This is a genomic window from Pseudomonas sp. TZ252 (assembly GCF_056110345.1).
Map to the genome: position 1 here is coordinate 2,499,787 of NZ_CM148566.1, position 21,404 is coordinate 2,521,190.

Below are 21,404 nucleotides of genomic sequence, written 5' to 3' on the forward strand. Positions count from 1 at the left end.
CTCGTCAGGTTTCGATCAACGGGCGGATATCTTGATCAGCTTGGCATAGTAGAAGCCATCGTGGCCCTCCACCTGCGGCAGCAACTGGCGGCCGTGGGGCTGTTTCATGCCCCAGGGGCCGGGAAGGTCCAGTTCGCGGGCGCCGGGCGTGCGGGCAAGGAAGGCGGCGATGCTGTCGCTGTTTTCCGCCGGCATCACCGAACAGGTGGCGTAGAGCAGTACGCCACCGACTTCCAGGGTAGGCCACAGCGCGTCGAGCAATTCACCCTGCAGGTGCGCCAGGGCGGCGATGTCTTCCGGCTTGCGCGCCAGCTTGATGTCCGGGTGGCGGCGGATCACCCCGGTGGCCGAGCACGGCGCGTCGAGGAGGATGCGCTGGAACGGCTTGCCGTCCCACCACTCCCCGGTGGCCCTGGCGTCGGCGGCGACCAGGCTGGCTTGCAGGCCGAGCCGCTGGAGGTTTTCCCGGACCCTTACCAGGCGGCTCTCCTCGAGGTCGACGGCGACCACTTCGGCCAGTTCCGGCTGGGTTTCCAGCAGGTGGCAGGTCTTGCCGCCAGGCGCACAGCAGGCGTCGAGGACACGCTGGCCGGGCGCGCTTTCGAGCAGCTCGGCGGCCAGTTGCGCGGCTTCGTCCTGGACGCTGACGCGGCCCTCCGCGAAGCCCGGTAGTTCGCGCACGTCGCGCGGCGCGGCGAGCTGGATGCCGTCGCGGCTGTAGTCGCAGGCGCGGGCCTCGATTCCGGCTTCGGCGAGTTCGGCCAGGTAGGCATCGCGCTCGCCGTGGCGCCGATTGACCCGCAAGGTCATCGGCGGGTGTGCGTTGTTCGCTGCGCAGAGCGCGTCGAGCTGCTCCGGCCAGGCCTGCTTGAGCGCTTTCAGCAGCCAGCGCGGATGTCCCAGGCGCGCTGAGGGATCGCGGTCGACCTCGGCCAGCAGCGTCTCGCCTTCGCGCTGCGCGCGGCGCAGCACGGCGTTGAGCACGCCCTTGGCCCAGCCCTTCTTCAGCTTGTCGGCGCAGCCGACGGTCTCGCCGATCGCGGCGTGCGGCGGAATCCGCGTGTAGAGCAACTGGTAGAGGCCGATCAGCAGCAGGGCGTGGATATCGGTGTCGGCGGCCTTGAACGGCTTCTGCAACAGGCGCGCGGCCAGGGCCTGCAGGCGCGGTTGCCAGCGCGCCGCGCCGAAGGCCAGCTCCTGGGTCAGGCCGCGATCGCGCGGGGCGACCTTGTCCAGTTGCGGCGGCAACGCGCCAGACAGCGAGGCGCGTCCGGCGAGCACCGCGGCCAGCGCCTGGCAGGCGGCGAGACGCGGGTTCATTGGCCGAGCACCTGGCCGGCGGCGAATTGCTCGCGGCGGCTGTTGTAGAGGTCGGCGAAGGCCAGTGGCTTGCCGCCAGGCAATTGCAGGCGGGTCAGGCGCAGGGCGCCTTCGCCGCAGGCGACCAGCAGGCCGTCGCGGCTGGCCTCGAGGATGGTTCCGGGCGCCCCGCTGCCCTGCCCCAGGCTGGCGCCGAGGACTTTCAGCGGCGCATCGGCGAGGCTGGTGTGGCAGACCGGCCAGGGGGTGAAGGCGCGGACCTGGCGCTCCAGTTCGACGGCCGGACGGCTCCAGTCGAGGCGTGCCTCGTCCTTGTTCAGCTTGTGCGCGTAGGTGGCCAGGGCGTCGTCCTGGATCTCGCCATGCAGGGTGCCGGCGGCCAGGCCGGCGATGGCTTCGATCACCGCTTTCGGGCCGAGCGCGGCGAGCCGGTCGTGCAGGCTGCCGCCGGTGTCCGCGGCGGAAATCGGCGTGCTCACCTTGAGCAGCATCGGGCCGGTGTCGAGCCCTGCTTCCATCTGCATCACGGTGACGCCGCTCTCCGCGTCGCCGGCTTCCACCGCGCGCTGGATCGGCGCGGCGCCGCGCCAGCGCGGCAGCAGCGAGGCGTGGCTGTTGATGCAGCCCAGGCGCGGGATATCGAGTACCGCCTGGGGCAGGATCAGGCCATAGGCGACCACCACCATCAGGTCCGCGCGCAGGGCCGCCAGCTCCGCCTGGGCCTCGGCATTACGCAGGCTCTGCGGCTGCATGACCGGCAGGCCATGCTCCAGGGCCAGGTTCTTCACCGCGCTGGGCATCAGTTTCTGCCCGCGGCCGGCCGGCCGGTCAGGCTGGGTGTAGACGGCGACGATCCGATGTGGGGTGTCGAGCAGGGCCTTGAGATGCTCGGCGGCGAATTCCGGGGTTCCGGCGAAGACGATGCGCAATGCTTGGCTCATGCGGGGCTCGCTAAAAGAAAAAGGCTTGCCGGGGCAAGCCTTTGGGGGATGGGGTCACGCCTGCTGTCGATGCTGCTTTTCCAGCTTCTTGCGGATGCGGTCGCGCTTGAGGGTGGACAGGTAGTCGACGAACAGCTTGCCGTTGAGGTGGTCGCATTCGTGCTGGATGCATACCGCCAGCAGGCCTTCGGCGACTTCCTCGAAGGGGTTGCCATCGCGGTCGAGGGCCTTGATCCGGACCTTCTGCGGTCGGTCCACGTTCTCGTAGAAGCCGGGTACCGACAGGCAGCCTTCCTGGTACTGGTCCATATCCTCGGTCAGCGGTTCGAACTCGGGGTTGATGAATACCCTCGGCTCGGACTTGTCTTCGCTGAGGTCCATGACCACGATGCGCTTGTGCACGTTCACCTGGGTCGCGGCGAGGCCGATGCCCGGGGCTTCGTACATGGTTTCGAACATGTCGTCGATCAGCTGGCGCACCGCGTCGTCGACCACCTCCACCGGTTTGGCGATGGTCCGCAGGCGCGGATCGGGGAATTCGAGAATGTTCAGGATGGCCATATGCGTTTGTGATGCACTTGTGGAATCGATTGAAAATCCGCTGCTAAGATGGCGCGCAGCTTGAAAACGGCTTCAGACCGCGATTCTCGCGGGCTTCGGGCGTTTCGCGTATGTCGACATGATAAAGGGATTCACTGCATGAGGAAATCACTAGTCGCCCTTCTGCTCCTTGCCGCGAGCGGTCTGGCGCAGGCCCAGGTCGACCTCAGGGAAGGGCATCCGGACCGCTACACGGTGGTCAGGGGCGATACCCTGTGGGACATCTCGGGGAAATTCCTCCGCCAGCCATGGAAGTGGCCGGAACTCTGGCACGCCAACCCGCAGATCCAGAATCCCCACCTGATCTACCCCGGCGACACCCTCAGCCTGGTCTACGTCGATGGCCAGCCGCGCCTGGTGCTGAACCGTGGCGAATCGCGCGGGACCATCAAGCTGTCGCCGAAGATCCGCAGCACGCCGATCGCCGAGGCCATCCCGACCATCCCGCTGGACAAGATCAACAGCTTCCTGCTGGCCAACCGCATCGTCGATGACGAGAAGACCTTCACCAGTGCGCCGTACATCGTCGCCGGCAACGCCGAGCGGATCGTCAGCGGCACCGGCGACCGCATCTACGCCCGCGGCAAGTTCGCCGACGGCCAGCCGGCCTATGGCATCTTCCGCCAGGGCAAGGTCTACATCGATCCGAAGACCAAGGAAGTCCTCGGCATCAACGCCGACGACATCGGCGGCGGCGAGGTGGTGGCCACCGAAGGCGACGTCGCGACCCTGGCGCTGACCCGCACCACCCAGGAAGTGCGCCTGGGCGACCGCCTGTTCCCCACCGAGGAGCGTGCGGTGAATTCCACCTTCATGCCCGGCGAGCCGAGCCGCGAGGTGAAGGGCGAAATCATCGACGTACCGCGCGGCGTGACCCAGATCGGCCAGTTCGACGTGGTCACCCTGAACCGTGGCCAGCGCGACGGGCTGGCCGAGGGCAACGTGCTGGCGATCTACAAGGTCGGCGAGACGGTGCGCGACCGCGTTACCGGTGAGTCGGTGAAGATTCCCGACGAACGCGCCGGCCTGCTGATGGTGTTCCGTACCTACAAGAAGCTGAGCTACGCCCTGGTTCTGATGGCCAGCAGGCCGCTCTCGGTAACCGACAGGGTGCAGAATCCCTGACTCGAAACCCCCGCCTCGGCGGGGGTTTCGCGTTTCTGGGGGAAGGAAATTTCATACGACGGTTTCCAGGATGGAAGCCGGACCCTTCCCCTCTTCCTGTCAGCGATGGACCTGCCTGCTATGGATGAGTCGCAATGAAGAACCATTCTCCAGCCGAACTGGAAGCACGGCTGCGCCTGCATGGCCTGCCCGAACTGGGACCCATGCGCTTCCTGCGCTTGATCGAGGCCTTCGGTTCGGCCTCTTCCGCGCTTGCCGCGCCAGCCAGCGCCTGGCGCACCCTGGGAGTGCCTGCCGAGGCCGCCGCCGCGCGGCGCAGCCCGGCGGTGCGGGAAGCGGCGGGTGAAGCCCTGCGCTGGCTGGAAGGTCCGCGCAGGCACCTGCTGATGTGGGACGACCCGGGATACCCGGCACTGCTCGCCGAAGTCGCCGATGCCCCGCCGCTGCTGTACGTCGAAGGCGCTCCGGAGACTCTGGAACGGCCGCAACTGGCGATGGTCGGCAGCCGCCGCGCCAGCCCCGCCGGGCTGGGCACCGCCCGGAGCTTTGCGCGCAGCCTGGCGCAGGGCGGCTTCGCCATCACCAGCGGGCTGGCCCTGGGCATCGATGGCGCCGCCCACGAGGGCGCGCTGGAGGCTGGCGGCGCGACCGTGGCAGTCCTCGGCACCGGCCTGCGCAGGCTCTATCCGCGGCGCCACGAGGCGCTGGCGCGGCGCATCGTCGAGGGTGGCGGCGCGCTGGTTTCGGAGCTGCCGCTGGACAGCCCGCCGCTGCCGGCAAACTTTCCCCGGCGCAACCGCATCATCAGCGGACTCTCGCTGGGTGTGCTGGTGGTCGAGGCAAGTCCCGCCAGCGGCTCGCTGATCACCGCGCGGCTGGCGGCGGAACAGGGGCGCGAGGTGTACGCCATTCCGGGTTCCATCCACCATCCCGGCGCACGTGGCTGCCACCAACTGATTCGCGATGGCGCGCTGCTGGTGGAAAGCGTCGGGCACGTGCTCGAAGCACTGCGCGGCTGGGCGCAGGCGGAGCCAGCGGAAGCGCCGGCGCAGCCCCTGCCCCACCCTTTGCTGGCGCTGCTGCGCGCCGCGCCCTACACCAGCGAAGGCCTGGCCGCCGCCAGCGGCATGACGCTGCCCGATGTGCTGGCGACGCTCAGCGAACTGGAACTCGACGGCCGGGTCGCCTGCGAGGCCGGCACCTGGGTGCATCGCTCCGGCTGAAACCGTACACTTCGCGCACCCTGTCCGCTGGAGTGAGTCGATGATCAGCAGCTTTCGTGCGCAATGCGCCGCCCGGGTCGTCCGCGAGGGCGGCGTGATCGCCTATCCCACCGAGGCGGTATGGGGGCTCGGCTGCGACCCGTGGAACGAGGATGCGGTGTATCGCCTGCTGGCGCTGAAGGCGCGGCCGGTGGAAAAGGGCCTGATCGTGGTGGCGGCGAACATCCACCAGCTCGACTTCCTTCTCGAAGACCTGCCGGACGTCTGGCTGGACCGCCTGGCCGGTACCTGGCCGGGGCCGAACACCTGGCTGGTGCCGCACCAGGAGCGCCTGCCGGAGTGGGTCACCGGCGTCCACGAGAGCGTCGCCGTGCGGGTCACCGACCATCCCCTGGTACAGGAACTGTGCCATCTCACCGGTCCGCTGATCTCCACCTCGGCCAATCCGGCCGGGCGCCCGGCGGCGCGCACGCGGCTGCGGGTGGAGCAATACTTCCACGACGAGCTGGACGCTATCCTCGGCGGCGCCCTTGGCGGGCGCCGCAACCCCAGCCTGATCCGCGACCTGGTGACCGGACAGGTCATCCGCCCGGCCTGAGTACGCGCTTCAGGGCAACAGTACGGTCGAGCCGGTGGTTCGCCGTGCGGCCAGTTCGGTATGCGCCCTGGCTGCTTCGGCCAGGGCGAAGCGCTGGTTGATCTCGATGCGGATGTCGCCGCGCTCGATCAGGCCGAACAGCTCGTCGGCCATCGCCTGGAGTTTTTCCGGGGTATCGGCGTAGCTGCCCAGGGTCGGCCGGGTCACGTACAGCGAACCCTTCTGCGAGAGGATGCCGAGGTTGACCCCGGTCACCGGCCCCGAGGCGTTGCCGAAGCTGACCAGCAAGCCGCGCGGCGCCACGCAGTCCAGCGAGGTTTCCCAGGTATCCTTGCCCACCGAGTCGTAGACCACCGGGCACTTCTTCCCGTCGGTCAGTTCGAGCACCCGCCACGCCACATTCTCGTGGCTGTAGTCGATGGTCTCCCAGGCACCGTGCTGCCTGGCCAGGCGCGCCTTTTCCGGCGAGCTGACGGTGCCGATCAGTTGCACTCCAAGGGCCTTGGCCCATTGGCAGGCGAACAGGCCCACGCCGCCCGCGGCGGCATGGAAGAGAATGGTTTCGCCGCCCCGCAGTTCGTAGGTCTGGCGCAGCAGGTATTGGGTGGTGAGCCCCTTGAGCATCACCGCGGCGGCCTGTTCGAAGTCGATGCCGTCGGGCAGGTGGACCAGCTTCTCCTCCGCCAGCACATGCAGTTCGCTGTAGGCGCCCAGCGGGCCGGTGGCGTAGGCGACGCGGTCGCCGACCTTGAAACGGGTCACTTCGCTGCCCACCGCCTCGACCTCGCCGGCCCCTTCGCTACCCAGCCCCGAAGGGAAGCCGGGGGCTGGATAGAGGCCGCTACGGTAGTAGGTGTCGATGAAGTTCAGGCCGATGGCGCGATTGCGCACGCGGACTTCCCGGGGGCCCGGCTCGGCGGGTTGGTAGTCGCGGTATTCGAGGACTTCGGGGCCGCCGTAGGCAGCGAACTGGATGCGCTTGGCCATGCTGGAACTCCTGCTTCGTCAGGGTTTCGGACGGTCGCGCCGGGTGGGCGACCCTGGGTAAAGGCCTTCATCCAAGCCTTCCCCTTGACGGCCGTCAAGCGCCGGCTACCCATCCAGGGTGGTATGCTTGCGCCCTCGTTTCGTCGCCAGCCCGCGCCCCGCGCGGCCTCCCCGCTCCAAGGTGAACTCCGTGACCGACCGTATCGCCGCTGTCAAAACCTACCTGCTCGACCTGCAAGACCGCATCTGCGCCGCCCTCGAGGCGGAGGACGGCAAGGCCCGCTTCGCCGAGGACGCCTGGGAGCGTCCGGCCGGTGGCGGCGGACGGACGCGGGTAATCGGCGACGGCGCATTGATCGAGAAGGGCGGGGTGAATTTTTCCCACGTCTTCGGCGATAGCCTGCCGCCCTCGGCCAGCGCCCATCGGCCGGAACTGGCCGGGCGCGGTTTCCAGGCGCTCGGCGTGTCGCTGGTGATCCATCCGGAAAACCCCCACGTGCCGACTTCCCATGCCAACGTGCGTTTCTTCTGCGCCGAGAAGGAAGGCGAGGAGCCGGTCTGGTGGTTCGGCGGCGGCTTCGATCTGACCCCCTACTACGCCCACGAGGAAGACTGCGTGCATTGGCACCGGGTCGCTCGCGACGCCTGCGCGCCGTTCGGCGCGGACGTCTACCCGCGCTACAAGGAATGGTGCGACCGCTACTTCCACCTCAAGCACCGCAACGAGCCGCGCGGCATCGGCGGCCTGTTCTTCGACGACCTCAACCAGTGGGACTTCGACACCTGCTTCGCCTTCATCCGCGCCATCGGCGATGCCTATATCGACGCCTACCTGCCGATCGTCCAGCGCCGCAAGCACACGCCGTTCGATGAACGGCAGCGAGAGTTCCAGGCCTATCGTCGCGGTCGCTATGTGGAGTTCAACCTGGTCTTCGATCGTGGCACCCTGTTCGGCCTGCAGTCCGGCGGCCGTACCGAATCGATCCTGATGTCGTTGCCGCCGCAGGTGCGCTGGGGCTATGACTGGAAACCCGAGCCGGGCAGCGAGGAAGCGCGCCTGACCGAGTATTTCCTCGCCGACCGCGATTGGCTCGCCGGCCAGCCCTGACCCGCCCGCAGGGGACGAGTCCGCTCGTCCCGTCCCACTCCGGCAAAGGAACGACCCATGGACCGCTATTGCGTATTCGGCAACCCCATCGGCCACAGCAAGTCGCCGCTGATCCACCGCCTGTTCGCCGAGCAGACCGGCGAGGCGCTGGTCTATGACGCGCAACTGGCGCCGCTGGACGATTTCCCCGGGTTCGCCCGGCGCTTCTTCGAGCAGGGCAAGGGCGCCAATGTCACCGTGCCGTTCAAGGAAGAGGCCTATCGTCTGGTGGACGAGTTGAGCGAGCGGGCCACCCGGGCCGGGGCGGTGAACACCCTGATCCGCCTCGCCGACGGTCGCCTGCGCGGCGACAACACCGACGGCGCCGGCCTGCTGCGGGACCTGACGGCGAACGCCGGGGTCGAGCTGCGCGGCAAGCGGGTTCTCCTGCTCGGCGCCGGCGGTGCGGTGCGTGGGGTGCTCGAACCCTTCCTCGGCGAATGCCCGGCGGAGTTGCTGATCGCCAACCGCACGGCGCGGAAGGCCGTGGACCTGGCCGAGCGGTTCGCCGACCTCGGCGCGGTGCACGGCTGCGGTTTCGCCGAGGTCGAAGGGCCTTTCGACCTGATCGTCAACGGCACCTCGGCCAGTCTTGCCGGCGACGTGCCGCCGCTGGCGCAGAGCGTGATCGAGCCCGGCCGTACCGTCTGCTACGACATGATGTATGCCAAGGAACCGACTGCCTTCAACCGCTGGGCCGCCGAACGCGGTGCGGCGCGTACCCTGGATGGCCTGGGCATGCTGGTGGAGCAGGCCGCCGAGGCATTCTTCCTCTGGCGCGGCGTGCGTCCTGCCTCGGCGCCAGTGTTGGAGACGCTGCGCCGACAGTTGGCAACTGTCTGAGTTGTCAGGCGGCATTTGAGACGTACGTCTCAAATTGGCTTCCATCTGACATGTAGGAATCACAAAACCGGGTTAAGACTTCAGGCTTCACTCACTCTCGAGCGCTGCCGATGAAAACCTTCGCCCGCCTGGCCGCCGGTCTCTGCATCTGCGCCATCGCCAGCCAGGCCAACGCCTGGTCGCAACCGACCCACAAGAACATCGTCAAGGATGCCCTGGCCTTCATGAACTCCTCCTACGCCACCGAGGAGATGCGCCAGGCCTACCGGTTCTACGTGAGCGCCGCCGGCAGCGAGGCGCAGGCCGGGGAGATCCTCGGCCAGGCGGCCTTCGACGTGGACGACTTCAAGGACACCCGTCTCGGTGGCTGGTGGGTCGGCTACGAACACGCGCCGCTGTGGGGCGCGGCTTCGGGCATCGTCAACTACACCTCGTACTGGCACTTCCTCAACCTGGCCCGGGACGGCGACTCCCATGGCAACCCCCACGGCGGCTACGACTACCGCTACCACAAGGTCGACGGCGGCATCGCCGACGTCGACTGGTACGCCATGGTCTACCTCTACAACCGCGAGCTGAAGCGCGAGGACTTCGACACCACCGAGGCGCACTACCGCCAGGGCACCCGCTCGGACTGGCAGGAGCACTACGGCGACTTCCAGACCGCCGCCTTCCAGCCGATCGATAACCTCGCCACCTACTGGTTCGAGCAGTTCCGCGCCGCGCCTTCGCTGCAGACCATCGGCTATGCCCTGCATGCCACCGGCGACGTGGCCCAGCCGCACCATGTGTGGATCACCTCGGCCAACGGCCATTCCAGCTGGGAAGGCTGGGTCGACGACCACTACGCCAGCGAGAAGCTCAACGATCCGGCGGCGGTGGCCAACCTGGTGGGGCGCTACGACCCGAGCAAGAGCATCCGCGACCTGCTCACCCAGACCGGCCAGGTCGCCTACGCGCGCCCCGAGCCGCTCTACGACACCAGCTACGAGACGCGCCTGCGGGTGGCGAAGGAGCTGATTCCCGAGTCCATCGCCCTGACCGTCACCGTACTGACCAAGGGCGCCAACAGCTTCGATGCACCGACTGCTCTCTGATCGCGCCCGGGGCTGGCGTCGCGCACTGTGCGGGATCGTCCTCGGGCTGCTGGCGTGGAGCGCCCATGGCGTCCCCGCCAAGGCGCCGCAGGATCTGCGGATCGACGGCGAGGTGCTGCCGGGGAGAAGCATCGACTTGCTCGAGCAGGCCCTGTCGCGGGTCAAGTTCAACACCGACCCGCAGCAGTTGCGCCGTGGCCTGGTGGAAAACCGCCTGCTGGCGCGCGCGGTGGAAGACCAGCTCACCGCGCAGAGCCGCGCCGATCTCGACGCCAGCGTGGAGATCGAGGCCGGCAACCTGCTCGAACAGGTATACGGCAGGCGCTACCGCGAGGACCTCGGGCCATACCTGCGCCAGCCCCGGGCCCTGAGCGCGGAGCGTTTGCGCGAGGTGCTGGCGCCGAGGAGCCGCGGCCTGGTGGAAAACAGCCTGCTGCTGGACGAGACGCAGCGCCGCGAGGCGGCCGGGGTCGAGCTGATCGGCTGGCAGTTTCCCGGCCAGCCGGCACAGGTCCTCGACCTGCTATCGCTGTACGAAGGCGACAACGTCCAGGGCCAGGTGGAATTGCAACAGGGCAACCTCGCTTACCTGGCGCGCCAGGTCCAGACCCGCATCCGCCGCGACTACCTCTGGTACCGCCTGGCCCGGGACGGCTTCGGCCCGGCAGAGCGGCAGGGCGTGAGGACCCTGGTGCGGGACAAGCTGGTGCGCCATCGCTATCTGCACCAGATCGGCCTCTACAGTGATTTCCACCATGAGTCCGATGCGCTGCGGGAACTCGCCGGCAAGGTCAGCGACAAGGACGCCGAGGCCTACTATCGGCGCAACCTGGAGCGTTACCGCAACGTCGCGCAGGTGCAGGCGGCGCATATCCGCCTGGCCGACCAGGCGAGCGCGGACAAGGTCTACGCCGAGTTGCGCGGCGGCCTGGCCTTCGACGAGGCGGTACGCCGCTATTCCCTGGCCGACGACAGGGACCGCGACCCGCCCGGCGACCTAGGCCTGATACGGCCCCAGGACGGCCGGCTCGACCTGCTGCGCAAGACTGCGCTGATCCAGAAGGCCGATACGGTTTCCCAGCCGATGCGCATCGACGGCGCGTTCGAGATCGTCCGGGTGCGTAGCCGCGAGGATCGCCAGTTGCCCCTCGACGACCGCAGCGTGCGCTTCGAGGTGAACCAGGCGGTGGCGCGCGAGCAACTGGCAGCGCAGTTCGAGACGCGCCTGCGCAACCTGCTGGCCGGCGCCAGGGTGGAAGGCCTGTGAAGCGCTGGCTCGGCGTTGCCCTCGGCTGCAGCGGGCTGGCGATCGCCCTGGCCTGCGCCGGCGTGTTGCTGGCGCCTGCCGATATGGCCGCTTCCTCGTCTTCTCCGTCGCCAGCCAGGACGCTTGCGGCACTGCCCGCGGTCGACGACCGTCCGCCGCCGCCGGCGCCGGTGCGATCGCAAGCGGCAGCACCGGCGTACGAGGCGGAGCCGCCGGTGGCGGAACTGGATCGCGAGCAGGCGATCCAGTTCATGCAGATGCTGCGCGACGAGGGCGACCCGCGCAGCCCGCCGCTCGGCGGCCTGCAACCACGCCAGGGCGCGACGGCGCAGGAGCTGGCCGATCCGAAGCAGTACCAGGCCTTCGAGGAACGACAGACCCGCGAACTGGTACAGGCCTACACCAGCGGCGTACAGCAGATACCGGAAATCCGCGCGCGGATCGAGGCGGCCGAACAGGGTGGCGAGCGCAGCGCCGAGGAAATCGACGAGGCTCGCGCCGCCCTTGGACAGTTGGAGATGATGCGCGACAAGCTGCAGCGGGAATCGCCGCAACTGCTGCCCGGCGACAGCGCACCGACATCGCCGGCGGCGCCCTGAGCGTCAGCCTTCGTAGTGCAGGCGGCAGCCTTCGTCGGCCTGCCGGCCCAGCGCTTCGCGGACCTGCGGGCGGGCGTGGCGCAATACCAGGCGGCGGCCCTCGGCGTGCAGGCGGCGGGCTTCCTGCTGCAACAGCACTGCGCCGGCGAAGTCGATGAAGTTCACCTGGCGGGCGTCCAGCACCAGCCGTGGCCTGTCGCATTGGCGCATGAGGCGTTGCAGGTAGTCGCAGGCGCCGAAGAAGATCGAGCCTTCGATGCGCAGCACTTCTTCCTCGTCGTTGCGCTGGCGCAGTACGCGTGGTGTCGAGGTGCGCCGCAGGTAGAAGACCAGCGACGCCAGCACTCCCGCGTAGATGGCGTTCTGCAGCGGCAACAGCAGCGTGGCCAGGGCGGTTAGGCCGGCCACCAGGCATTCGGCGCGGCCGCTGCGGTAGAGCGCGCGGAGCGCCGGGCGGTCGATCAGGCCCCAGGCGATCAGCAGGATGCCTGCGGCCATCGCCGGCAACGGCACATGCTCGATCAGGCGCGCACCGAGCACGGCCAGCAGTGCCACCCAGAGCGCCGAAAACGCACCCGCCAGCGGGGAGCGCGCACCGGCTTCCAGATTCAGCCCGGAGCGGGTGAAGGAGCCCGCCGACAGGCTCGCCGACAGCCAAGGCCCGAGCAGGTTCGACAGGCCCTGGGCGCGGACCTCCTGGTTGGCATCGAACGCGTCTCCCTGGCGCGCGGCCAGGGCGCGGGCGATCGACAGGCTGGTGACCAGCCCGAGCATGCCGCAGGCCACCGCCGCAGGTAGCAGGTCGAGGATCGATCGGGAATCGAAGACCAGCGGATTCCAGCCCGGCAGTGCGCTCGATAAGGCCTGCACATGGGCTACCGAGGCGAAGGTCCCGGGTAGCGCCCAGACCAGCGTGGCACCGCCCAGCAAGCCAAGCAGCAGGGCCGGCCAGCGCGGTCGCAGGCGCCTGACCAGCAGGCTGAGCGCGAAGCTGAAGCCGCCCACCAGCAGCGATGGGCCATCGAACTCGGCGAACCGCGCCAGCAGCCGCCAGCCGTTTCCCGGCGCTGCGCCCTCCCCGCTCGCGGCCAGGCCGAGAAGATAGGGCAGTTGGCCGAGGACGATCAGCAGCGCCGCGCCAAGGGTGAAGCCGAGCATCACCGAATGCGAGACGAAATTGACCAGCGACCCGACGCGCAGGACGCCGAGCAGCCACTGGAAGGCGCCGGCGAGAAAGGTCAGCAGCAGCACGGCCTGGACGTATTGCGGGCTGCCCAGCGGCGCCAGCGGGGCCACCGAACTGAACAGCAGCACCGAGATCGCCGCGGTGGGACCGCTCACCAGGTAGCGCGACGAGCCCCACAGGCAGGCGATCGCCACTGGCAGCATCGCCGCGTACAGGCCGTACTCCGCTGGCAGGCCGGCGATCAGCGCATAGGCCATCGATTGCGGCAGTGCCAGGATTGCGCCATTCAGGCCGACCCAGGCCTCGCGCCCGAGCATGCCCCGGTGCAGCCCCGGTAGCCAGGCGAGGAACGGCAGCAGGCGCGTCCACATGGCGCTATGGCTGGCCGCGAACCGCGGCCAGGGCGTCGCCGCCGTCGCGGCTGGTCACCCCTTGCAGCCAGGCCTCGAGCACCTGCGGGTTGGCCTTGAGCCAGGCGCGGGTCGCCGAGGCCGGAGTCGCCGTGCCTTCCAGCGCGTCGCTCATCAGGCGGTTCTCCATATCCAGGTCGAAGCGCAGGTTGGCCAGCAGCCGCGCCGGGTTCGGGCACTGCGCGGCGTAGCCCTTGCGTGCCAGGGTGTAGACCTGGCCGCGGTCGCCGAAGTACTGCTCGCCGCCTTCCAGGTAGCGCAGGTCATGGCGGATGTTCATCGGGTGCGGCGTCCAGCCGAGGAACACCAGCCAGCGCTGGCGCTTCTCGGCCCGGCCGAGTTCGGCGAGCATCGCCTGCTCGCTGGACTCCACCAGCTTCCAGTCGCCGAGGCCGAACTGGTTGGCGTCGATCATCTTCTGGATCGACTGATTGGCCGGCGCGCCGGAGCCGATCCCGTACAGCTTGCGGTTGAAGCGTTGCCCTTGCGCGGCGAGGTCCTCGAAGCGGTGTACGCCGGCGTCCCAGACGTAGCGCGGCACCGCCAGGGTGAAGCGGGTGCCGTCGAGGTTGCGAGCGAGGCGTTCGACCTGGCCGCTGGCGACGAACTTGTCGTGATAGTCCTGGTGCGCGGGCATCCAGCCGCCGAGGAAGGCGTCCACCTGGCCGTCGCGCAGGCCGCCATAGATGATCGGCACCGACAGGGTATCGATCTTCACCTGGTAGCCGAGGCTTTCCAGGAGAAACGCGGCAGTGGAGTTGGTCACCGCGATATCGCTCCAGCCTGGATCGGCCAGCCTGACGCGGGCACAGGCGGGGTCTTCGGCGTATAGCGAGGCGCTGGCCAGGAACAGGGTGGCGGCCAGCAGGCAGGTGGGAAGCCGGTTCATGGAAGTGCCCTCGTGCTCAGGGTTGCGGGAAGCGCGCGCGGCGCTCGAGATCGTCCAGGTCGATATGGTTGCGCATGTACTGCTGGCTGGCGTCGACCCACGGCTGGTGGTCCCAGCTGGCCAGCCGCCCTCGCGCCAGCGCGGCGGCCACCAGGCGTCGGCGGCGCTGGCTGTCGAGTACGGCGCGGGTGATCGCGGGGATGTCCCAGCGTCGCCGGGCCTCGTCGAGGAACGCCTCGAACGTTCCGCGGTGGGCCGGACTGGCGGCGAGGTTCTCGCGCTCCTGCGGGTCGTTGCGCAGGTCGTAGAGCAGGCAGGGGTCCTGCTCGGAGTAGATGAACTTGTAGTCGCCGCGGCGGATCATCATCAGCGGGCTGAGGGTGCCCTCGGCGGTGTATTCGCCGATCACCTCGTCATGCCCGCTGCCGTCGCGCAGGTGCGGCAGCAGCGAGCGGCCTTCCAGCGGCAGGCGTGGATCGACCTGGCCGCCGGCCAGCTCCACCAGGGTCGGCAGCAGGTCCACGGTGGATACCGAAGCGCCGATGCGGCGCGGCGCGAAGCGCGCCGGCGCATGGACCAGCAGCGGCACGCGCGCGGCCATCTCGAACCAGTGCATCTTGTACCAGAGGCCGCGCTCGCCGAGCATGTCGCCATGGTCGCCGGAGAACACCACGATGGTGTCGTCGGCCAGCCCGCATTCCTCCAGGGTCGCCAGCAGCGCACCGATCTGCGCGTCGACGTAGCTGCAGGCGCCGAAGTAGGCACGCCGGGCGGCGCGGATGCGCTCCTCGGGCAACGGCTTGTCCCACAGGTCGATGACCTTCAGCAGGCGTTGCGAATGAGGGTCCTGCTCCTCCTGGGCGAAGCGCTGGCGCGGCAGCGGGATGTCCTCGTCGCGGTAGAGATTCCAGTAGCTCGCCGGGATGCTGTAGGGGTCGTGCGGATGGGTCATCGACACGGTCAGGCAGAATGGCTGGCCGGCGTGCTGGCGAACATGGTCGTAGAGGTACTGGCGGGCCTTGAACACCACCTCCTCGTCGAAGTCCAGCTGGTTGGTGCGCACGCAGGGACCGGCCTGCAAAACCGAGGACATGTTGTGGTACCAGCTCGGGCGCACCTCCGGCTCGTCCCAGTTCACCGCCCAGCCATAGTCCGCCGGATAGATGTCGCTGGTCAGGCGTTCCTCGTAGCCGTGCAACTGGTCGGGACCGCAGAAGTGCATCTTGCCCGACAGCGCCGTGCGATAGCCGAGGTTGCGCAGGTAGTGGGCGTAGGTGGGGGTATCGGCGGCGAAGTCGGCAGCGTTGTCCCAGGCGCCGATGCGGGTAGGCAAGCGACCGCTGACCAGGGTGAAGCGCGACGGCGCGCAGAGCGGGCTGTTGCAGTATGCCGAGTCGAACACCACGGCCCGTTCGGCGAGGCGCGAGAGGTGAGGCATGCGCAGCGCCGAGCGCGGATCGTGAAGCGGCAGCAGCGGCGCGGCCATCTGGTCGGCCATGATGAACAGGATGTTCGGCGAGGTCTTCATCGGGCGGCTTATCCCATGCGATTGGGTTATGCGATAGTGCTGCGTCGATCATCAGTGCATCGAAATCCCTGGTAAACCGCATGGGGCTGGATGCGTTGGATAAGCCGGGCTTATGTGAGAACACCTCATGCCGCCATCCCTCGACCTGCTCCGGGTATTCGAGTCCGCCGCCCGCCAGCTCAGCTTCACCGCTGCCGCCGAGGAGCTGGGGACCACCCAGCCTGCGGTCAGCCAGCAGATCAAACGCCTGGAGAAGGAGCTGGCGACCCCTCTGTTCCAGCGCGTTCATCGAGGCATCGTGCTCACCGACGCCGGCCAGCTCCTGCTCCGCCACGTGGCCGCCGGCCTCGAGACGATCGATGCCGGCATCGCCGCGCTGGGCGCGCGCCAGCGCCACGAGGTGCTCCAGGTGGCCACCGACTACGCCTTCGCTGCCTACTGGCTGATGCCGCGCCTTCCGCGCTTCCACCAGGCCCATCCGCACCTGGACGTGAGCCTGGTGACCAGCGAGCGCGGCCTGGCCGGCCAGCGCGGCGATATCGACGTGGCGATCCTGTTCGGCGACGGTCGTTCCAAGCACGGCGAAGCGCACCGGCTGTTTCGCGAGGAGGTGTTCCCGGTCTGTAGCCCGCGCCTGGTCGAGGGATTGCAGTTGCCGCTGGCCAAGGCGCACCTGGCGCGCCTGCCGATGCTGCATCTGAAGCCGGCGCAGCACGCCCGCTGGTTCGACTGGCCGGCGTTGTTCGAAGCGTTGGCCATCGATCGGCAGCCGATTCCGGCGGTGCTCAGCTTCGACAACTACACCTTGCTGATCCAGGCGGCCATCGCCGGCCAGGGCGTGGCCATCGGCTGGCGCCACCTGGTCGACGGCCTGCTCGAACAGGGGCTGCTTTGCCGGCCCATTGGCGAGAGCTGCCTGTCGCGATACGGGTACTATGCGGTATTGCCGGAGCGCAAGCGGCGCCAGCGGCTGGTCGACGGTTTCGTCGACTGGCTACAGGCCGAGTTGCAGGCCGGCGGCGCTTGAAGAGGTGACGATGAACGAGTATTCCACCCCCCGCATCCAGGGCTTCCATGCTCACGTCTATTTCGATGCGCAGAGCATCGAGCGAGCCCGCGCCCTTTGCGAAGAGGCGGCGCGGCGCTTTCCGCTGAAGATGGGGCGGGTCCATGAGCGGCCGGTAGGGCCGCATCCGGACTGGAGCTGCCAGCTGGCGTTCGCTCCCGAGGTGTTCGGCGAGCTGGTGCCCTGGCTGGCTATCCATCGGCAGGACCTGGTGGTGTTCATCCACCCGGTCACCGGCAACGATCTGCTCGACCATCGCGACCGAGCCATCTGGATGGGAGCCATTCGCCCGCTGGACCTGTCGATCCTGGACGAAGGCCCGCAACGCTATGACTTCGCCGTGCCTTGAGGCGCGGTCATCGTCATCCAGTCGTGCAGTTCGCATTGCAGCTCGCCCAGTGCCGTCACCAGGTCGTCGACGGCATCGGCGAGCTTGCGCACGGAGCTTTCGCCGCAGGCGATCTCCAGTTGGTGGCAGGCGCGTTCCACGGCGTGGGCGTGGATCAGCGAGGCCATGCCCGCCAGGCGGTGCGCCAGCTCGTTGAGTTCCTGGGTCTGCTCGCGCTCCTGGGCGCGCCGCAGCTTGCGGGTGTCTTCGTTGTTGCTGGTCATCAGCTGCGCGACGAGCAGGCGGCTGATCTCCGGTTGGTTGGCGCGGTCGCCCAGGGCGGCGGTCAGGTCGAACGTTCGCATGGGATCCTCAGATCAGCTCGTGGCGGCGGGCGAAATCGATCAGGCCGGCCAGGGAATGGGCGTTGAGTTTCAGCATGATGCGTGACTTGTAGGTGCTCACGGTTTTCTCGCTGAGGAACAGCTGCTGGGCGATGGCCTTGTTGGTATTGCCGTTGGCCAGGTACTGCAGCACGGTCATCTCGCGGTCGGAAAGGCTTTCCAGCATGCGGGCCTCGTTGTCGCGGCTCTGCTGGTTGATGCTGCGCAACGCCCCGGTGGGGAAGTGGATGTAGCCGGCCAGCACGGCCTTGGCGGCGAGCAGCAGCTCGGAGAGGTTTTCCCTTTTGCTGACGAAGCCCATGGCGCCGGCCTGCAGGCATCGCGGGGCGAACTGCGCCGGATTCTGCCGGGTCAGGACCAGGACCTTGGTGTCCAGCTTCAGGGACTTCAGGCGGGCTATCACTTCGAGACCGTCGATCTTGGGGATGCCGATGTCCAGGATGGCCAGGTCGGGAGACTTCTTGCGGGCTACCTGCAGGGCTTCGGCACCGTTGTCGGCCTCGCCGACGATGGTGAAACCGTCGCGCTCGAACAGCAAGCGCACGGCCAGGCGGATAGCGGGATGATCATCGACGATCAGCACCTTACTCATGCGAACCTTCTTTGAATGCGTTGGCTATTTGGGTGAGGCGCTATTCAAGGCTTCGGCAGAGTCGGCGGACAATAAGACGTTTCTGAAAGTGACCGTGAATTTTTCCTCACGGTTCTGGCAGCGTGCAACGCAAGGCCAGGCGCAGCGGGTTGCCTGCGCCTGGCGAATGCCGCTGTCAGGGTCTGTCAGCGTGCGTTGCGCACGCCTTCGGCCAGCTCGCCGCACAGGGCGAGGACATCCTTGACCGCCTGGGCATTGTCGCGGGCCTTGGCGATCCGGTCGATCAGCGCCGAGCCGACCACCACGCCGTCGGCCAACCGCGCGACCGCGGCGGCGTGTTCGGCGCTGCGGATGCCGAAGCCGATACCGATCGGCAGGTCGGTATGCCGGCGCAGGCGCGCCACCGCTTCCTCGACGTGTTCCAGGGTCGCCGCGTTGGCGCCGGTGACGCCGGCCACCGACACGTAGTAGACGAACCCGGAACTGCCTTCGAGCACCGTCGGCAGGCGCTGGTCGCCGGTGGTCGGGGTGGTCAGGCGGATGAAGTCGAGGCCGGCGGCCTGGGCCGGGTGGCAGAGGTCTTCGTTGTGCTCCGGCGGCAGGTCGACCACGATCAGGCCGTCCACCCCCACCTCCTTCGCCTCGGCGATGAAGCGTTCGACGCCGTAGTGGTGGATCGGGTTGAAGTAGCCCATCAGCACCAGGGGCGTCTCGCTCTCGCCGCTGCGGAATTCGCGGACCATCTGCAACGTCCTGGCCAGGGTCTGGCCGCCGTCGAGGGCGCGGATGTTGGCCAACTGGATGGCCGGGCCGTCCGCCATCGGATCGGTGAACGGCATGCCCAGTTCGATCACGTCGGCTCCGGCCGCCGGCAGGCCTTTGAGGATTTCCAGGGAAGACGCGTAGTCCGGGTCGCCGGCGGTGACGAAGGTCACCAGGGCGGCGCGGTTTTCCTGCTTGAGCTGGGCGAAGCGGGTCTGCAGGCGGCTCATGCTTTCGACTCCTGTTGCATGTGGTGCATGACGGTCTGCATGTCCTTGTCGCCGCGACCGGACAGGTTCACCACCATGATGTGCTCCTTGGGCAGGCTGGGCGCACGCTTGAAGACCTCGGCCAGGGCATGGGAGCTTTCCAGTGCCGGGATGATGCCTTCGAGGCGGCAGCAGGTGTGGAAGGCCTCCAGGGCTTCGTCGTCGGTGATCGAGGTGTACTCGACGCGGCCGGTGTCGTGCAGCCAGGCGTGTTCCGGGCCGATGCCGGGATAGTCGAGGCCGGCGGAGATGGAGTGTGCGTCGATGATCTGGCCATCCGCGTCCTGCAGCAGGAAGGTGCGGTTGCCGTGCAGCACGCCGGGAACCCCGCCGTTCAGGCTGGCCGCGTGCTTGCCGGTGTCGATGCCGTGGCCGGCGGCTTCCACGCCGACGATCTGCACCCCGGCGTCGTCGAGGAACGGGTGGAACAGGCCCATGGCGTTGGAGCCGCCGCCGATGCAGGCGACCAGCGAATCGGGCAGGCGCCCTTCCTTCTCGGCCAGTTGCTCGCGGGTTTCCTTGCCGATCACCGCCTGGAAGTCGCGGACCATCGCCGGGTACGGATGCGGGCCGGCGACCGTGCCGATCAGGTAGAAGGTGCTGTCGACGTTGGTCACCCAGTCGCGCAGCGCCTCGTTCATGGCGTCCTTCAGGGTACCGGTGCCGGCGGTCACCGGGATCACCTCGGCGCCCAGCAGCTTCATGCGGAAGACGTTGGCCTGCTGCCGGTCGATGTCGGTGGTGCCCATGTAGATCACGCACTGCAGGCCGAAACGCGCGGCGACAGTGGCGGTGGCCACGCCGTGCATGCCGGCGCCGGTCTCGGCGATGATGCGTTTCTTGCCCATGCGCCGGGCCAGGAGGATCTGGCCGATGCAGTTGTTGATCTTGTGCGCGCCGGTATGGTTCAGCTCCTCGCGCTTGAGGTAGATCTTCGCCCCGCCGCAGTGCTCGGTCAGGCGCTCGGCGAAGTACAGCGGGCTCGGTCGACCGACGTAGTCGCGCTGGAAGTAGGCCAGTTCCTCCTGGAACGCCGGGTCGTCCTTGGCCTTCTCGTACTCGCGGGCGAGGTCGAGGATCAGCGGCATCAGGGTCTCGGCGACGTACTGGCCGCCGAAGCGGCCGAACAGGCCCTTGGCGTCGGGGCCGTTGCGATAGGAAGTCATGGAGGGCTCCAGGAAATGACGTATGGGCAGAATCTAATCCCCCCGCCGGGTAAAAGAAACCGATAAGATTGCTCAAACCTGTCAGGAAAACTCACGAATAGCCATGAGCCGCGACCTCCCTTCCCTGAATGCCCTGCGCGCTTTCGAAGCCGCTGCCCGGTTGCACAGCATCAGCCTGGCGGCCGAGGAACTGCACGTTACCCATGGCGCCGTGAGCCGGCAGGTGCGGTTGCTCGAGGACGATCTCGGGGTGGCCCTGTTCGGCAAGGATGGACGCGGCGTAAAACTCACCGATTCCGGCGTTCGCCTGCGTGACGCCTGCGGCGATGCGTTCGAGCGACTGCGTGGCGTCTGTGCCGAGCTGCGCCGGCAGACCGCCGAGGCCCCGTTCGTCCTCGGCGTACCCGGCAGCCTGCTGGCGCGCTGGTTCATCCCGCGGCTGGACCAGCTCAACCGTGCCCTCCCCGACCTGCGCCTGCAACTGTCCACCAGCGAGGGCGAGTTCGATCCGCGTCGTCCCGGCCTGGACGCCATGCTCTGGTTCGCCGAGCCGCCCTGGCCGGCGGACATGCAGGTCTTCGAACTGGCGCCCGAGCGCATGGGCCCGGTGGTCAGCCCGCGCCTGGCGCAGGAAACCGGCCTGGCCCAGGCGCCCGCCGCGCGGCTGTTGCAGGAGCCGCTGCTGCATACCGCCTCGCGACCCCAGGCCTGGCCGGCCTGGGCCGCGAGCCAGGGGCTGGCGGCGGAGGCGCTGCGCTATGGCCAGGGGTTCGAGCATCTCTACTACCTGCTGGAAGCGGCGGTGGCGGGCCTCGGCGTGGCCATCGCCCCGGAGGCGCTGGTCCGCGACGATCTCGCCGCAGGCCGCCTGGCGGCGCCCTGGGGCTTCATCGAGACCGATGCGCGCCTGGCCCTGTGGGTACCGGCGCGCCTGCACGATCCGCGTGCCGGGCGCCTGGCGCAATGGTTGCGGGAGCAGTTGGCAGGCTGAGCGCTGGCGATTTGCTGCACTTTTCCGGCTCGGCTAGTGTCCATTGAACAGAGGCGCCCGTCGGGC

The 21,404-nt window shown here is 68.3% G+C and carries 22 protein-coding genes; 11 read left to right on the forward strand and 11 right to left on the reverse strand.

Annotated elements, in window-relative coordinates; genetic code table 11:
* Positions 1 to 15 precede the first annotated feature (15 nt).
* Genes rsmB through def form a run of 3 tightly spaced genes read right to left on the reverse strand, consistent with a single transcriptional unit; the run spans position 16 to position 2,822 of the window.
* A complete protein-coding gene (rsmB, locus tag ACYAF3_RS11495) occupies positions 16 to 1,320 on the reverse strand; it encodes a 16S rRNA (cytosine(967)-C(5))-methyltransferase RsmB (protein WP_003122291.1) in 1,305 nt (434 codons plus the stop codon).
* Positions 1,317 to 2,261 (reverse strand): methionyl-tRNA formyltransferase, encoded by a 945-nt coding sequence (gene fmt / locus ACYAF3_RS11500; protein WP_003107057.1) that lies wholly within the window; start codon positions 2,259 to 2,261, stop codon positions 1,317 to 1,319. Before fmt ends, rsmB begins: the two co-directional genes overlap by 4 nt.
* Positions 2,262 to 2,315: 54 nt before the next feature.
* The gene (gene def, locus ACYAF3_RS11505; RefSeq protein ID WP_003107059.1) at positions 2,316 to 2,822 is read right to left on the reverse strand and encodes a peptide deformylase; all 507 of its coding nucleotides are present in this window, start codon (positions 2,820 to 2,822) and stop codon (positions 2,316 to 2,318) included.
* Between the two features lie 138 nt (positions 2,823 to 2,960).
* Here def and ACYAF3_RS11510 point away from each other — a divergent pair, with 138 nt between their 5' ends.
* The 3 genes from ACYAF3_RS11510 to tsaC all read left to right on the forward strand — a co-directional run bounded on the left by ACYAF3_RS11510 (position 2,961) and on the right by tsaC (position 5,807).
* Positions 2,961 to 3,986 (forward strand): LysM peptidoglycan-binding domain-containing protein, encoded by a 1,026-nt coding sequence (locus tag ACYAF3_RS11510; protein ID WP_003097294.1) that lies wholly within the window; start codon positions 2,961 to 2,963, stop codon positions 3,984 to 3,986.
* 134 nt (positions 3,987 to 4,120) lie between these two features.
* On the forward strand, positions 4,121 to 5,209 hold the full coding sequence (dprA, locus tag ACYAF3_RS11515; protein ID WP_003118479.1) for a DNA-processing protein DprA: 1,089 nt from the start codon (positions 4,121 to 4,123) through the stop codon (positions 5,207 to 5,209).
* Between the two features lie 40 nt (positions 5,210 to 5,249).
* Positions 5,250 to 5,807, forward strand: coding sequence for an L-threonylcarbamoyladenylate synthase type 1 TsaC (gene tsaC / locus ACYAF3_RS11520; RefSeq protein WP_016561457.1), 558 nt, complete (start codon positions 5,250 to 5,252; stop codon positions 5,805 to 5,807).
* 9 nt (positions 5,808 to 5,816) lie between these two features.
* Here the strand turns inward: tsaC and ACYAF3_RS11525 are convergent, their stop codons facing one another.
* Positions 5,817 to 6,794, reverse strand: coding sequence for an NADPH:quinone reductase (locus ACYAF3_RS11525; protein WP_023100694.1), 978 nt, complete (start codon positions 6,792 to 6,794; stop codon positions 5,817 to 5,819).
* A gap of 190 nt (positions 6,795 to 6,984) precedes the next feature.
* Here ACYAF3_RS11525 and hemF point away from each other — a divergent pair, with 190 nt between their 5' ends.
* The 5 genes from hemF (at position 6,985) to ACYAF3_RS11550 (ending at position 11,747) form a co-directional block, all read left to right on the forward strand.
* Positions 6,985 to 7,902 carry an oxygen-dependent coproporphyrinogen oxidase gene (gene hemF, locus ACYAF3_RS11530; protein WP_003097311.1) on the forward strand — a complete coding sequence of 306 codons (918 nt, stop codon included), beginning with the start codon at positions 6,985 to 6,987 and terminating at the stop codon, positions 7,900 to 7,902.
* Positions 7,903 to 7,959: 57 nt separating this feature from the next.
* Positions 7,960 to 8,784 carry a shikimate dehydrogenase gene (aroE, locus tag ACYAF3_RS11535; protein ID WP_003111201.1) on the forward strand — a complete coding sequence of 275 codons (825 nt, stop codon included), beginning with the start codon at positions 7,960 to 7,962 and terminating at the stop codon, positions 8,782 to 8,784.
* A 110-nt stretch (positions 8,785 to 8,894) separates the two neighbouring features.
* Positions 8,895 to 9,881 carry a phospholipase C gene (locus tag ACYAF3_RS11540; protein ID WP_003111200.1) on the forward strand — a complete coding sequence of 329 codons (987 nt, stop codon included), beginning with the start codon at positions 8,895 to 8,897 and terminating at the stop codon, positions 9,879 to 9,881.
* Entirely contained in the window at positions 9,862 to 11,148 is a 1,287-nt protein-coding gene (locus tag ACYAF3_RS11545) for a peptidylprolyl isomerase (RefSeq protein ID WP_003114640.1), read from the forward strand. Before ACYAF3_RS11540 ends, ACYAF3_RS11545 begins: the two co-directional genes overlap by 20 nt.
* Entirely contained in the window at positions 11,145 to 11,747 is a 603-nt protein-coding gene (locus tag ACYAF3_RS11550; RefSeq protein WP_003458422.1) for a hypothetical protein, read from the forward strand. Before ACYAF3_RS11545 ends, ACYAF3_RS11550 begins: the two co-directional genes overlap by 4 nt.
* A 3-nt stretch (positions 11,748 to 11,750) precedes the next feature.
* Here the strand turns inward: ACYAF3_RS11550 and ACYAF3_RS11555 are convergent, their stop codons facing one another.
* From ACYAF3_RS11555 to betC, 3 genes are read right to left on the reverse strand one after another with little or no spacing between them, the layout of a single operon-like run.
* Positions 11,751 to 13,304: a SulP family inorganic anion transporter gene (locus tag ACYAF3_RS11555; RefSeq protein WP_009875636.1), complete on the reverse strand. Its 1,554-nt coding sequence runs from the start codon at positions 13,302 to 13,304 to the stop codon at positions 11,751 to 11,753.
* Positions 13,305 to 13,308: 4 nt separating this feature from the next.
* Positions 13,309 to 14,232, reverse strand: coding sequence for a choline ABC transporter substrate-binding protein (locus ACYAF3_RS11560; RefSeq protein WP_128669660.1), 924 nt, complete (start codon positions 14,230 to 14,232; stop codon positions 13,309 to 13,311).
* 16 nt (positions 14,233 to 14,248) lie between these two features.
* A complete protein-coding gene (gene betC / locus ACYAF3_RS11565) occupies positions 14,249 to 15,760 on the reverse strand; it encodes a choline-sulfatase (RefSeq protein ID WP_003120673.1) in 1,512 nt (503 codons plus the stop codon).
* A gap of 127 nt (positions 15,761 to 15,887) precedes the next feature.
* Here betC and ACYAF3_RS11570 point away from each other — a divergent pair, with 127 nt between their 5' ends.
* Both ACYAF3_RS11570 and ACYAF3_RS11575 read left to right on the forward strand, forming a co-directional pair.
* A complete protein-coding gene (locus ACYAF3_RS11570) occupies positions 15,888 to 16,787 on the forward strand; it encodes a choline sulfate utilization transcriptional regulator (RefSeq protein ID WP_010792427.1) in 900 nt (299 codons plus the stop codon).
* Between the two features lie 10 nt (positions 16,788 to 16,797).
* The gene (locus ACYAF3_RS11575) at positions 16,798 to 17,175 is read left to right on the forward strand and encodes a DOPA 4,5-dioxygenase family protein (RefSeq protein WP_003114635.1); all 378 of its coding nucleotides are present in this window, start codon (positions 16,798 to 16,800) and stop codon (positions 17,173 to 17,175) included.
* Here ACYAF3_RS11575 and ACYAF3_RS11580 read toward each other — a convergent pair.
* From ACYAF3_RS11580 to trpB, 4 genes are all read right to left on the reverse strand, one after another.
* The gene (locus ACYAF3_RS11580) at positions 17,154 to 17,519 is read right to left on the reverse strand and encodes an Hpt domain-containing protein (RefSeq protein ID WP_003097330.1); all 366 of its coding nucleotides are present in this window, start codon (positions 17,517 to 17,519) and stop codon (positions 17,154 to 17,156) included. The two genes, ACYAF3_RS11575 and ACYAF3_RS11580, sit on opposite strands and share 22 nt — an antisense overlap.
* A 7-nt stretch (positions 17,520 to 17,526) precedes the next feature.
* The gene (locus tag ACYAF3_RS11585; RefSeq protein ID WP_003111192.1) at positions 17,527 to 18,150 is read right to left on the reverse strand and encodes a response regulator transcription factor; all 624 of its coding nucleotides are present in this window, start codon (positions 18,148 to 18,150) and stop codon (positions 17,527 to 17,529) included.
* Positions 18,151 to 18,335: 185 nt separating this feature from the next.
* Positions 18,336 to 19,142, reverse strand: a complete 807-nt coding sequence (gene trpA / locus ACYAF3_RS11590; RefSeq protein WP_003158557.1) for a tryptophan synthase subunit alpha — start codon at positions 19,140 to 19,142, stop codon at positions 18,336 to 18,338.
* Positions 19,139 to 20,347, reverse strand: a complete 1,209-nt coding sequence (gene trpB / locus ACYAF3_RS11595) for a tryptophan synthase subunit beta (RefSeq protein WP_003097340.1) — start codon at positions 20,345 to 20,347, stop codon at positions 19,139 to 19,141. The genes trpA and trpB overlap by 4 nt, the downstream gene beginning before the upstream one ends.
* Before the next feature lie 103 nt (positions 20,348 to 20,450).
* Here trpB and trpI point away from each other — a divergent pair, with 103 nt between their 5' ends.
* Positions 20,451 to 21,338 (forward strand): trpBA operon transcriptional activator TrpI, encoded by an 888-nt coding sequence (gene trpI, locus ACYAF3_RS11600; protein WP_003122282.1) that lies wholly within the window; start codon positions 20,451 to 20,453, stop codon positions 21,336 to 21,338.
* Positions 21,339 to 21,404 lie beyond the last annotated feature (66 nt).